Genomic DNA, 286 nt, shown 5'->3' with positions numbered 1-286 from the left:
AGCGGCATCGCCGCTGGTCAGCCGATGGAACGTGGCAGATGCTGCTGTCTCGCATCCAGGCTGCCGAGGACGCGGTGGGCGCGATCGACTGGGACGTGTCGGTGGACTCGACAGCGGTGCGAGCCCACCAGCACGCCGCCGGCGCGAGGAAAGCGGCCGCGGCCGCCGTTCCTCAAAAGGGGGCCGGGCGGGGGACGAACCAGGCCGATCCGGTCTTGCGGAAACTGGCCGCCCGGCTGGAGGCGGTGGTCAGGTCGGCGAGTGTCTGGGGCGTTCCCGCGGAGGG

Annotated in this window: 1 pseudogene; it reads left to right on the top strand. The window is 72.4% G+C overall.

Annotation, left to right across the window (positions count from 1 at the left end):
- Positions 1-286 (top strand): annotated as a pseudogene (locus AADR41_RS43135) (hypothetical protein); the annotation flags it as partial.

The sequence above is a fragment of the Streptomyces sp. CLV115 genome, from assembly GCF_038448545.1.
Classification (GTDB): Bacteria; Actinomycetota; Actinomycetes; order Streptomycetales; family Streptomycetaceae; genus Streptomyces; species Streptomyces sanglieri.
This window is presented reverse-complemented; position numbering and strand designations above follow the sequence as displayed.